The sequence below is a fragment of the Nostoc sp. WHI genome (assembly GCF_015714725.1).
In the GTDB taxonomy this organism is placed as follows: domain Bacteria; phylum Cyanobacteriota; class Cyanobacteriia; order Cyanobacteriales; family Nostocaceae; genus Nostoc.
In genome coordinates this window covers 1-12,785 of record NZ_WBKM01000011.1, presented here as the reverse complement: position 1 = coordinate 12,785, position 12,785 = coordinate 1, and the positions used below count along the sequence as shown (strand labels likewise).

At 39.7% G+C, this 12,785-nt stretch carries 8 protein-coding genes and 2 pseudogenes; 8 read left to right on the top strand and 2 right to left on the bottom strand.

Annotated elements, in window-relative coordinates; genetic code table 11:
- Positions 1 to 65: 65 nt before the first annotated feature.
- From F8S12_RS00785 to F8S12_RS00750, 8 genes and pseudogenes are all read left to right on the top strand, one after another.
- Complete coding sequence (locus F8S12_RS00785; protein WP_196514332.1) at positions 66 to 1,613, top strand: HlyD family efflux transporter periplasmic adaptor subunit; 1,548 nt, start codon at positions 66 to 68, stop codon at positions 1,611 to 1,613.
- 32 nt (positions 1,614 to 1,645) lie between these two features.
- Positions 1,646 to 2,443 (top strand): peptidylprolyl isomerase, encoded by a 798-nt coding sequence (locus tag F8S12_RS00780; RefSeq protein ID WP_196514331.1) that lies wholly within the window; start codon positions 1,646 to 1,648, stop codon positions 2,441 to 2,443.
- Between the two features lie 427 nt (positions 2,444 to 2,870).
- Positions 2,871 to 3,158 carry a hypothetical protein gene (locus F8S12_RS00775; RefSeq protein ID WP_196514330.1) on the top strand — a complete coding sequence of 96 codons (288 nt, stop codon included), beginning with the start codon at positions 2,871 to 2,873 and terminating at the stop codon, positions 3,156 to 3,158.
- Positions 3,159 to 3,531: 373 nt separating this feature from the next.
- Entirely contained in the window at positions 3,532 to 6,588 is a 3,057-nt protein-coding gene (locus F8S12_RS00770) for a tetratricopeptide repeat protein (protein ID WP_196514329.1), read from the top strand.
- Between the two features lie 183 nt (positions 6,589 to 6,771).
- Positions 6,772 to 7,887: a calcium-binding protein gene (locus F8S12_RS00765; protein WP_196514328.1), complete on the top strand. Its 1,116-nt coding sequence runs from the start codon at positions 6,772 to 6,774 to the stop codon at positions 7,885 to 7,887.
- A gap of 237 nt (positions 7,888 to 8,124) precedes the next feature.
- Positions 8,125 to 8,490, top strand: a complete 366-nt coding sequence (locus F8S12_RS00760) for a hypothetical protein (protein ID WP_196514327.1) — start codon at positions 8,125 to 8,127, stop codon at positions 8,488 to 8,490.
- A gap of 211 nt (positions 8,491 to 8,701) precedes the next feature.
- On the top strand, positions 8,702 to 9,943 hold the full coding sequence (locus tag F8S12_RS00755; RefSeq protein WP_196514326.1) for a calcium-binding protein: 1,242 nt from the start codon (positions 8,702 to 8,704) through the stop codon (positions 9,941 to 9,943).
- A gap of 780 nt (positions 9,944 to 10,723) precedes the next feature.
- A pseudogene (locus tag F8S12_RS00750) lies at positions 10,724 to 10,948 on the top strand (transposase family protein); the annotation flags it as partial.
- A 9-nt stretch (positions 10,949 to 10,957) separates the two neighbouring features.
- Here the strand turns inward: F8S12_RS00750 and F8S12_RS00745 are convergent.
- Together F8S12_RS00745 and F8S12_RS00740 are read right to left on the bottom strand one after the other, a co-directional pair.
- A pseudogene (locus F8S12_RS00745) lies at positions 10,958 to 12,098 on the bottom strand (IS630 family transposase).
- 367 nt (positions 12,099 to 12,465) lie between these two features.
- A partial coding sequence (locus F8S12_RS00740; RefSeq protein ID WP_196514325.1) for a hypothetical protein occupies positions 12,466 to 12,785 on the bottom strand: 320 nt, incomplete at its 5' end.

Here is a 12,785-nt window from a genome sequence, read left to right as displayed (position 1 = left end):
TTAAATTTCAATCCCAAATCCAAAATCGAAAATTCTGACTCCCTACTACTATCGGAAACAAAACTATGCCAAATCCCAATAGATCATCCTCACTTTCCCAAGATGAGCCAGATGAGTATCAAAATTACACACAACAAGAGAAATCTGTAGAGTTTGACGAGCAAACAGAGGCAGAAAATGACAGTCAAGATTTGCACTACGGAACCGAAGGATTGCTCAATGCCTTACCTCAAATTTGGACTCGTGGTTTGTTGTACGTCCTCATCGCTTTTGCTGGTTTGTTCTTACCTTGGGCAATTTTCTCACGAGTCGATGAAACTGGTAGCGCCAGAGGGCGTATAGAACCTAAAGGCGCAACTCAAAAATTAGACTCTCAAGTTGGTGGGAGCGTCAAAGCAGTGATGGTCAGAGAAGGAGATACAGTTAGAGCCGATCAGATTCTACTGGAATTGGATTCTGATCTGCTGCAAACAGAATTGCAACAAGTCCAGAGCAAATTGCAAGGGCTACAAAATCGGCAATCCCAACTGGAACTGCTCAAAAATCAACTCTTAATGTCAACGAACCTCTTGGAGCAACAAAATAAATCCCAAGAATTAGAAAAAATGGCTCAAGTTAACCAGGTGCAGCAAAACCTGGATGCCAAATTGAGTAGCTATAACCTCCAAAAGTTAGAAAAACAAGCATTAGTTAAGCAAGCAGAGCAGCAAATTTACACCACTCGTGATGATCAGCAATCGGCTAAAACACGTTTGAGTATAGATTCTAGGCAAGTTGAACGCTTTAGCAAACTCGTTGAGGATGGCGCGGTTTCTGCAACCCAAATTGATGAACTCAAAAAAGAACAACAAGAGAGCAAACGACTCTATAACAAGGCTATATCAGATATTAAACAAGCACAATTGCGCTTGGCGGAAGAGCTAAATCGTTATCAAGTAACTATCAAAATGTTGGAGTCTGATATCAAACAAGCAAAACTCCGACTACAAGAGGAACAAAGTAGCTATAAAAGTGCCATGCAAGCGGGTGAACTGGCTCTAATGAAAAATCAAGAACAGCTAAAGGACTTACAGACACAAATAACAGCAGTGCAATCAGAAGTTGCCCAGACTAAAAGCCACATTACATCGATAAGAATTCAAATGCAGCAACGAGTGGTGCGATCGCCAATTAATGGAGTGATTTTTGAATTACCCACCACTAAGCCAGGAGCGGTAGTCCAAGCCGGTCAAAGGATTGCCCAAATCGCGCCCAAGTATGCAGACTTTGTACTTAGAGCTAATATGCCTAATCAAGATAGTGGTTTTTTGAAGGTAGGAATGCCAGTTAAGGTTAAGTTTGATGCCTATCCTTTCCAAGAGTATGGCATTGTCCAAGGAAAAGTTACTTGGATCTCTCCTGACTCGAAAGTTAGCCAAACACCCCAAGGCAACGTCGAAAACTATGAGCTAGAAATCACCTTAGAACAGCAGTATGTTCAAAGTGACAACAAGCGTATTCCACTAGGTGCCGGTCAGACTGCAAATGCTGAAGTGATCATTCGCCAGCGACGCGTGATTGACTTTGTTTTAGATCCGTTCAAGAAACTGCAAAAAGGTGGTTTAAAGGTTTAGTCACGTCCCTTAATTATCGGAGATATCATGTTATGCCCCCCAATCTGACCATTTCTAATTCAGATATTATTCACAGTCTTAAACTCTCCTGTCAGATACCTGATGTCGTGGAAGCGATCGCCTCGCAAATCATTATTGCCGAAGCAGCTCAAGAGGCAGGAATTACAGTCACACCAGAAGAACTACAGCAAGAAGGAGATGACTTACGGTTCACCAAGAAACTTGTCAAAGCCAAAGAAACCTGGACATGGCTAGAAAAACATCACCTGTCTGTGAAGGAGTTTGAAGAATTAGCCTATAACAACGTTCTTTCGCGGAAGTTAGCAAATTATCTATTTTCCACTCAACTCGAAAAGTACTTTTATGAACACCAACTAGATTATGTCGCCGCCGTTACCTACGAAGTCGTCTTCGAGGATCGGGACTTGGCTTTAGAGCTTTTTTATGCCCTAGAAGAAGGCGAAATCAATTTTCCCGAAATCGCTCGTCTATATATCTCAGAACCAGAACTCCGCCGTGCTTATGGATACCAAGGACTCCGATACCGCAAAGATTTTCGTCCAGAGATTGCAGCGGCCGTATTTGCTGCTGCACCACCACAAGCTCTCAAACCGATTACGACATCCAAGGGAGTGCATTTAATTTGGGTGGAAGAAGTCATTCAACCCCACTTGGATGAACAGTTGGGCCAAAAAATCATTACAGAATCCTTTTCTGATTGGTTAAAGCAACAAACCAACGCTATGAAAATAGTTACTCAGATAGACTCAGATGCAAATGTGCGATCGCAGGAGGAATTGCCAGATATATTATTCACAAAGACTAAATAGGTTATTAAATCCCCAATGTTTTTGTAACTAACTATCTTCCTATTGAGTGTAGATATATTTTGGTTTCAAAAATACTACGGATGCTAGTATTGTTTGCTCAAAAAATTAATAAATCTTCGTCTTTAGTGTTTTATGAATATATTCACAAGATGCTATTTGGGCGCAATTGAAAAATTAAGTTAAATCTCTATAAGTCTTACTGGATAGCAATAATCGTAATTACTGCCTGAATTTTCTATGCAGTTTTTTCTGATTTTAATTAATACCATATATGATAATTTTTAGCGTAAATATATTAGTTAGTTCTTTAATAAAAAATTCCTCGAAAAAGTATTGACTTTTTCGAGGAATAAACTATAGTAAGTATGTAGCCAACAAAAACAAGTTGGTTCCGCGAACAAACTTACAAATTTTAGGACAAACCCAAATGATTATCTCTGATCTAAACTACTTGGAAAATACTTCTGAAGAAGTTCTTGGCGGTTTTTCTTTTGTTGCTACTAAGAACGTTGCGATCGTAATTAAAGTTAACGAAACTATCGTTATCAACAAAAACGTAACATCTAACGTTAAGCTCGTAGGTTCTGTAGCTACCGCTGAAGGTCAAGCTACTGCATCCGGTAACAACACCCTAGCTGAAGTATTCAGTTTCACTGATACCACACCTAAGTCTTCTTCTTCTAACTCATTGGCAATTTCTGCTAGCAGCAAATAATTAAACTCTACTCACAAAGAGTATTAACTCCTGCAAGTAGAGTTAGGCTCGAAAGCCTACTAGATTCATAAATCGCCGAAGGCTCTCTGCTCATTTGAGCCTTCGGCTTTTACCTAAATTACATCGTTTGACCTCAAATAACTGTTTCCGCAATAAATTTTTACAATATTTAATCATCAACTCAGGCTACAGTTCTCTGCTGTTTGCCTACCCTTAATTAAAACTCTGGGTTAATAGTCTTTATTGCAATTAACGAACTTAAAATCAGCATTTCAGTCGATTTTAACCGAATTCAGTTAGAAGTTCCAGAAACTTGAGTTCCTTCCAGATATAGGAACAAAAGACATATTAAATAAAAATAATTGTATACGTTATGAATACAATTCCTGAAGCTCTCCAACTCGCTGTTCAGCATCATCGAGCCAAGCGCTTCACCCAAGCCGAAGAAGTTTATCGTCAAATTATAGAGATAAACCCTAAGCAACTAGAGGCACTATACGGCTTAGGTATGCTGGCGCAGCAGCGGGGACAATATAAAAATGCAGAAGAATTTTTCCAAGCAGCCTTGCAATTGCAGCCAGAAGCAGCGGCTATACAAAACAGCTTGGGGTTTAATCTGCAACAACAAGGTAAACTAGAAGAAGCAGTTAGTTGCTATGAAAAAGCACTAAAAATTTTACCCGACTCCATAGAAGTGCAAAGCAATCTGGGTAATGCTCTCCATATTCAAGGAAAGCTGTCACCAGAAGAAAAAGTCCATTATGCAGACTTAAATCAGCAGTTTGCTTTAGGTAGGCTACAGGCAGGCGATTTCAAGATTGCAGAGTTATATTATCGGCAGGCTATTGCATTGCAGCCAGATTTAGTACAAGCTCATAATAATTTAGGAGAAGTACTTCAAAAACAAGGGCGATTCAATGAAGCCGTCAAGTCTTGCCAAGAAGCAATAAAAATTAAACCAGACTACCCTTACGCATATCACAACTTAGGGTATTTTTTCCAAGAAAAATGGCAATTTGAGGAAGCAATAGAAGCATACAAAAAAGCAATAAAAATTAAACCTGATTTGGCAATTACCCATAACAACTTGGGAAATACTCTTAAGTCACTAAATAGATTTGATGACGCTATAGAATCATATCAACAAGCTATCAAATTTGAACCTAATATTGATTATATCTATTACAACTTAGGAACGGTACTGAGAGATCGGAATAAAATAGAAGCAGCAGTAGAGGCATTTGAACAAGCCGTCAGAGTTACGCCAAACTACTCTCCGGCTAAATTGGGTATTTGTGTTAGCCAACTGCCAATTATCTATTCTAGTGTTGATGAAATTGAATTCAGACGAAATCAGTATCAACAGCACTTACAAAATTTAGCTAAAGGATATGAATTAATTAATCATGAAGAACGAGCAAAAGCTGCTGAGTCTGTAGGAGCATTGCAGCCCTTTTATTTAGCATATCAAGGCTTAAATGATCGAGATTTACAGCGAACTTATGGGGAAATGATTTGCCAAATTATGTCGAGTCGCTATGCCCAAGGACTCCAGCCGCTTGTTTTGCCAAATTTAGATAAAAATCAAAAGGTTCGTGTTGGTATTGTCTCTGGGTTTTTCTATAGTCATTCTAATTGGAAAATCCCTATTAAGGGTTGGGTAGAAAATCTGGATCGAAGTGAGTTTGAATTATTTGGTTATTATACTGGGGTCAAAAAAGATAATTCAACAATCAGCGCTACTAAAGCTTTTGATAAATTTGTTCAAGGTGTTCGCTCAATTGAACAATGGTGTCAGGCAATAACAGAAGATAAATTACATATCCTGATTTTCCCAGAATTTGGGATGGACTCAATGACAGTCAAACTGGGTTGCTTAAAATTAGCGCCAATTCAAATGACATCTTGGGGACACCCTGATACGAGTGGATTACCGACAATTGACTATTACTTGAGCAGTGAGTTAATGGAACCAGGAAATGCTCAAGAACACTATACAGAAAAATTAGTTAAATTACCCAATCTATCTATTCATTACACACCTTTAGTAATTCAACCGGAAGAACTTAAAAAAACAGATATAGGTTTAAAAGAGGATGAAATTTTCTTCTGGTGTTGTCAATCATTATATAAATATTTGCCAAATCATGATGATGTTTTTCCTCGCATAGCCAAAGAGTTAAAAAATTCTAAGTTTGTATTTATTAAACACGAAAGTGAAGATATTACAGAAGTATTTCGCCAGCGCTTAAACCATGCTTTTACAGCATTAGGGTTAGATCATCAAAAGCACTGTTTATTTTTGTCTTCCCTGAATGACAAGAAGTTTGCTGGGACTACAGCTTTAGCGGATGTCTTTTTGGATAGTATTGGTTGGTCTGGATGTAATTCTACTTTAGAATCTATTGCCCATAATATTCCTGTTGTCACCTTACCAGGAGAACTAATGCGGGGACGGCATTCTCTGGCAATTTTGAAGATGATGGGTATAGAAGAGACGATCGCTTCAAATAAAGCAGAATATATCCAAATCGCCATCCGTCTGGGGAAAGATGCTGAATATCGGCAATACATCTCTCAGCAAGTTGCAGACAATAAACATAAATTATATGGCGATTTAAAACCAGTCAGAGCGCTGGAAGATTTGCTTTTGCAACTGGTTAATAAACCAAGACAATTTGATGTCGAAGAAGTTGCTGAACTCTTTCAAATTGCAGTTCAACATCATCGAGCGAATCATCTAGAGTCAGCTGAACAGCTATATCTGCAAGTCATCGAAAAACAACCAGACTATTCAGAAGCATTATTCGGTTTAGGAATGCTGGCACAGCAGAAAGGTAAATTTCCAGAAGCGGAGAAGTTTTTGAGTAGGGCTTCTCAAATTCAGCCTAACTCTGTGAAAACTTGGTTTAGTTTAGGCAATTTACGTCAAGCTCAAGGGCAGTTAGTAGAAGCTGAAGAAGCTTACAAAAAAGCTATTGCTTTGCGACCAGATGCAGGGACAATTTATAACAATTTGGGCTACACCCTGCAACAACAAGGTAAGTGGGAAGAAGCGATCGCATCCTATCGAAAAGCTCTGGAATTTCAGCCCAACTGCATAGAAGCAGATGTCAATTTAGGAAATGCGCTTTTTGTCCAAGGGCAGCTTTCAACAGAGAAACAAGCCTATTATGCTGAATTGAATTATAAGCTAGGCATTGTTCGCAAACAAGCAGCTGATTGGCAAACTGCTGTTATTTACTATCGAGATGCGATCGCACTACAGCCCGATTTAGTTGAAGCTCATTATAACTTGGGGGTGATACTACAAGAACAAGAACAGATGGAAGAAGCGATCGCTTGCTATCAAAAAACTTTGGAGTTGAATTCTCAACATCAAGAGGCCAACATCAATTTAGAACAGATTTACCAAACCCAGCACCGTTAAAAATTCAAAATTTAAAATTCAAAATTAAAGACATTTTTAGATGAGGATTTAAACTCCGACTTAAACTGATGCTACGTGTAGACTTAGGGGTCTTAAACTTTTGAGGTTAAACAGGTTATCTCACCTGAGAGCAATCTGCGATCAATCTAAACTTAAACTTTGAAATTCCAGGAGATAAAATTTATGGCTTCCAAACGAGGGACTAGCGGTAATGACTCACTTGAAGGAACTTCTGTAGCAGATCAAATCTATGGAGGTTTTGGTAACGATACTCTATTGGGGTTAGGAGGAGATGATTTAATTCAAGGCGACGCGGGTACTGATTTCTTAAATGGTGGCGATGGCAGCGATCGTCTCTTTGGGGGAAACGACAATGATACAGTCCTGGGTGGCCTCGGCAATGACTTCCTTGATGGTGGATCAGGTAACGACATCCTAGATGGTGGTGATGGCGATGACATTCTTCAAGGCGGCCAAGGTGACAACACCTTATTAGGCGGAGGCGGCAATGATCGCCTCCTGGGTGTCAGCGGCAATAATCGCATTGAAGGGGGCACTGGCAATGACTTCATCCAAGGAGCTAATGGTAGTAGCTTCACAGGAGGAGGCGTAGATACGCTGTTTGGAGGTGACGGAGATGATAGAATATTTGGGCTAAGTCAAAACGATCTCCTCTTCGGAGACGCTGGTAATGACACCCTTAGTGGCGATAGTGGTGATGATAGCCTTGAAGGGGGCAATGGCGACGACAGCCTCGATGGTGGTATCGGAAATGATTTTCTCTTCGGCGATCTTGGACTAGATACTTTAAAGGGCAACAGTGGTAATGACATCATCGAGGGGGGTGGCAATGATGATGTTCTCTTGGGAAGTGCTGGTAGTGATATCCTCGTTGGTGTGGGTCGGGGTAGCGAAGACATTTTCGGAGGAATTGCCCCAGGCTTCCAAGAAACCGATCTCTTAACCGGGGGAACTGATGGAGACCTATTTGTACTCGGAGGTAATGGGCAATTCTACTACCTCGGCGGTTCTACTGTAGGTCAAGGTTTAACCCTCTTTGATGCCGCTGTGATTGGCTTCGATAATAACGGGGTGCTGGAACGTGACTTCGATCCGACGGATCGCATCCAGTTGCAAAACGGGGTTGACTATGAACTTTTCGAGGCAGATGTTTTTGGTAATGGTGCAATTAATGCCGTAATTGCCGCTAATCTTGGTCTTGATCTAGGTCTAGACATCGTAGGAGTTGTAGTTGGAGCAACAGCAGCAGAAGTCGCGCTTACCATACAGATTGTTTAAGGGGTTGTTTTGAAATATTCTTCATCTGAGCAGTTACCTCAAGCAGCAGATCCTTCTATATATTTGCAAACTTGATTCGTAATTAGTCCAATTGATCCCCCTATACAAGCAATGTATGAAGTAGTAATTCCGCCAGAATTACAATAGACATCTCCAAAATAGAATGTGTAGCATTGCTACGTCTCTACAAAGGTTCTAGATAAGGCGATAAGACGTGTTTAATTTACCGAGATAAGTATGCAAATAACTGATTTGACCTATTTAGAGAACGTTCCAGAAAACGAGTTGATTTTAGGTTCTGCTGGAATGAGCGTGACATCCGAGGCATTGGCTTCCGGTTCAGAGAGCTCCGCCTTTGCTAGTGCAAATACTACTGCTACAACTGGGTTAGACGGTTATTCTACAGCAAATGGTACAGGATTAGCTGAGGCATTTGGCGATGATGCTACAACTAACCTAACAATAGCAGGTGATGGTGATATAGTGATTGGAAAAACTAAAGTTAAATCTTCTAAAAAGAGTGCTGTTGTCAGTGGTTTTGCGATCGCCATTGATTTACCCTCCAACCTGACTGTTTCCAGCTTGTTGAAAGGTTTATTTTGAGAGTTTTCTAAACCCTGATTTTTCAGTTAGCTCTTCTGTCACTTTACGAAAATTTAACGATTTTTTCGGCATTTTAGCCCACTAAAAATCAAAGTTTTATCACAGTTTGACAGAAGAGCTTATTTAAAGCTCTTGCTAATTCAACATCATCCGGTTCAAGTCAACTTTTAAAACCGAGATTGAGATACAACAAGGATCAACAGAGGTTTTTATGTCACAAGAAACTGTATTTTTAGAATCTACTGCTCTCAATCCTAATCCCGATCCTAATTTCGCTAAATCTCAAGGATCTGCTATTTTCTATAACTATAGTCAAAGTGCTTTAGGAATTTTGACTGATACCCAGACAAACACATTAGTTAAAGGTGGCGTAGCTTTAGCTATTTCTGAAGCTGGAGCAGTTTTTTTGAACGAGGAACCAAGTTTCTCAACACTCTTTTATGACAATACTGGCGTTGGATTAGATGGTTCTTTTGTCGGAAGTGCTAACAGCCAAACAAAGGTGGTTGCTAATTTTGCAGTTAGCGCTAATCAAACCTTCTCTTTCGATTTTTCCGTAGATTTATCACTGTCAGCTAAAGAAATTGAAAATCCTCGTACTGAATATAATCAAGCTAAATCAAAAACTACTTTCTTAGTATTAGATACGACAAATCCCAATAAACCCAAGGTCTTAGATTATTTTGGCATCCGAGGTAACTTAATTTCCTCTAAGCAAATCGGCAGTTTGAACTTGGGTGGTAGTCGCAATGTCACTCTTCTTAATAGTGAGCAAACTGCTGATATTAATGGTAATAATGGACAAGACTCCCTGACAGGAAACGCTGTTGGTAGTTATCAAAAGAAGTTTAAGCGCAATACCAACATAACAATAGTAGAAGTTAATGCCAGTGCTGTTACCTTTTTGGGAGATACTTTAATCGACAACTTGGGTCAAGATGTTATTTATGGCACGATTAAGAATGATAAGCTGACAGGAAGCAAATATGTAGACCAAATTTATGGTAGCTTAGGTAACGATACGCTCGAGGGACGGAAAGGTAATGATATCCTCGAAGGCGGTCAAGGTAATGATTCGCTATATGGGGACGAGGGAAATGATAAACTTCATGGCGGTTGGGACAATGATGTTTTGATTGGTGGTCGTGGTAGTGATGTCTTAGTTGGCGGCGACGGCTATGACAAATTTGTTTTCGACTATGGTGATAGCTTGTTAAAAGGTGAGTTTGATGTCATTCAAGATTTCGAGGTTGGTATTGATAAAATTGTATTTGAGGACTGGGGTAAAGTTAATACTGAGGAATGGTTAAATCAGATGTTTTCTCAAGGTAAGATAACCGATACCAATGATGGAGTTATCTTCAATTTTAATACTGGAATAACTCAAGGAACATTACTGGTTTCAGGTGTGACTTCCAACCTAATTACCTCTGAATCAATAGTGTTTAGTTAAGACTTATTGCAGAGCAAATATCTTAAAGTAGAGAGATATTTTCCCGCAATGGTTTCAGCATTAGAACATCAACGTTATTTTATCAGCCAAATCGTTCAGTAAGTGTTTTATAAATCAGGTGCATTTACCTTCTATAGCAATCTTGTATAAGTTGTAAATACTGGATTTTTATTGAAGAAGAATTCAGCTATTCTGAATTCAGGAGTCAGAATCACTCTCGTGGGGGATTCATACCCGCCACTCATTGTAGACCGCTAAATCGTTCGCGCAGCGTCTCGTAGAGAAGATTTAGCGGGGGTCTTAAACCCACTGATTCATCCGCTTTTTCATTCAGAATTCAATTCTGAATTCTGGCGACTGACGCATGTATTCTGTTTGATAAAGGAAATAAGAATAACAGAATTTAGATACTATTTAGGATTGCTGTAACAGAATTTAAAATTTAAATTAACCGACTCTAATCTAAGATTAACTTAATATAGCCATGAATAATAAAAGTAGTTCAGAATGCAACATTAAACATCTCATTGAAATGGCGATTCAAAAGTATCAGTCAGGTCAATGGAACAGGGCAAACGCATCTAAATATTGACGAGCCAGGATTTGAGTGTAATTCAGCGAAACCCTAATCAGATATGACTTTCAGGAACTAAAGATGACCTTGGACAATAATGATAATCATTATGAGGGGGAGTTAGAGGCAGCCGACGGCTGCCTGTGAAAGAACATGGTATTCTAACAGTTGCTGTCGAAAAGAATTATGCTCTCCCATCTCCTTAGATGAAGCTCAAACCGAAAATCACGATTGCTGACCACTTTTTGGGAATACAAGATCCACGCATAGATCGGACTAAACGACACAATTTAATTGATATTATAACTATTGCCGTATGTGCTGTAATTTGTGGAGCAGATGGTTGGGTAGCAATAGAAACTTATGGTTGTGCGAAGTATGAGTGGTTAAAAACATTTTTAGAACTACCGAATGGCATTCCGTCACATGATATAGGAATCCTATTTGAGTTTTGAATAATCTCCGTACATCTGAAGAGTGGCAAAGTCAAAAGTAGTGTGTCGAATAAACCACTCAAACATCCACTTCAAATGCGAGTATGTTGGTATCAACGCACAAAAACGTCTCACCCATGTTTTGGCTTGTAACCAAATATCTTCGATCGGATTTTGTGATGGACAATTAGGAGCAAAACGAATGCAGTGTATTTTCCATTGTTCGGGTGCCAAGCCTTGATTAACCTCTGCCAAGAAATCTCGAATTTCTTTGGAGCGGTGATAAGTAGCACCATCCCAGAAAATCAGCAATCCCTGGTCAGGAGACTCATTTAGCAGATATTGGAGATAATCAATAGTATTTTGTGAGTTGCCCTTGTCGTAAGCTTTCAGCAGTAATTGTCCTTCGAGATAGTCCACAGCCCCGTAATATGTCTGTTTCTCTCGTTCATTTACACGCTCGTACTGTGATTTCTTGGTCAGTTTTCCCCCACACATAGCCAATGGCATCTCCCCACATTAAATGACACTCATCAATGAGGAATACTCTTAACTTTCCTGTCTCGATTTCAACGCGGTGGTTTGCCAATAATGTTTCAATCTCTTTTTTTTTTCTGCAACAGCATCTGGATTGGCTTTAGGATTCAATTTTGTGGTTTTCTTCCAACTGATTCCTGCTTCGGAGAACAGGTCGTAGTAACTTTGTTTTGACTCATAAACCACGTCATACTCAAAAGCTAATTTATATTCCAGTTCCCCAAGCTCCCAGGTATCTTTGGTTTGTAGCCAACTCAAAACTTCTTCTCGTTGTGCGCTCAATCATATAGCTTTTCCTCCCCTTATAGTTCAGCCGCAGTCCGTCAACTCCTTCTTCTTCATAAGCTTGCTTCCAAGCTGTTATTGACCCTCTTGATACGTCTAAAATTGTTTGGATTTCATCATATAAGTAACCTTGATAAACCAGCTTTACTGCCAACGCTTTCCTTACCTCACGCGCATCTGGACGCAGAGCCATAAAATCTTGTAGTTTAGCGATCGCATCCTCTAGGGCGCTCCGTGCAATTGCTTCCACTAACATTCCTTCTCTTGACTGTTCCTGCGATACTTCTACTGTCAGTGTGGCAGTTTGTACATGCTGACTCATCATTGTTCCCTCTTAGACTTCTACGCCTCTCCGTATTCTCTCTTAGTCTTGTTCAGAAATCAAATAGGAGTCCTATAGAAGTTTTTATCTTGTGTTCTCGTAAAACTGGAGTGAGCGATGTCTGCGACAAACCCAACTCTTGGAGACGCTCTACGCGTTCGGGTAACGCACCCATTTATGAGAACGCTATTTGTCCTATGCTGAAGCGGAAAGTAAAAACAACAGTTATGAAATTTGCACAAAATCTCACCCACCGCCAAAGCTTATGGAAGGAGAAGTCGGAAAAATTGTAAGCTGAAATACCTAAAACTTTGTTAATGGAAGAATAAAGCCATCGTTCATCTGGAAGAAGAAAATGCTTAAAAACGTGTCATAGTTTTACCTCAAACTCTGGAATAAAATGAGGAGCAATTGTTTTTTGCAGGTCAATCATGACTAACACCGTTTCTATCTGGGCTACATCTACATCATGCCCAAAAACTGTTTGTCTACCTGAGTAAGTGCCGTGTAGCATGAAGTATGAAAGGTATCGCCTGCCTTGTTCGTTTCCTTTCTCGTGGATGGCATCGCTAATTAAATCGACTGCAAGCATATCTAGTATCGTTTTGTACTGCCAGTTTCTTAGAGATTCAACACCTAGCCATTGGGCAACTGTTGAGGATAAGAAGTAGCCATAACCTTGATAAAATC

Bases quoted from the DNA above. Each gene is read 5' to 3' on its own strand.
- F8S12_RS00770 (WP_196514329.1), top strand. From the start codon at position 3,532: ATGAATACAATTCCTGAAGCTCTCCAACTCGCTGTTCAGCATCATCGA.
- F8S12_RS00765 (WP_196514328.1), top strand. From the start codon at position 6,772: ATGGCTTCCAAACGAGGGACTAGCGGTAATGACTCACTTGAAGGAACT.
- F8S12_RS00755 (WP_196514326.1), top strand. From the start codon at position 8,702: ATGTCACAAGAAACTGTATTTTTAGAATCTACTGCTCTCAATCCTAAT.
- F8S12_RS00775 (WP_196514330.1), top strand. From the start codon at position 2,871: ATGATTATCTCTGATCTAAACTACTTGGAAAATACTTCTGAAGAAGTT.
- F8S12_RS00785 (WP_196514332.1), top strand. From the start codon at position 66: ATGCCAAATCCCAATAGATCATCCTCACTTTCCCAAGATGAGCCAGAT.
- F8S12_RS00760 (WP_196514327.1), top strand. From the start codon at position 8,125: ATGCAAATAACTGATTTGACCTATTTAGAGAACGTTCCAGAAAACGAG.
- F8S12_RS00780 (WP_196514331.1), top strand. From the start codon at position 1,646: ATGCCCCCCAATCTGACCATTTCTAATTCAGATATTATTCACAGTCTT.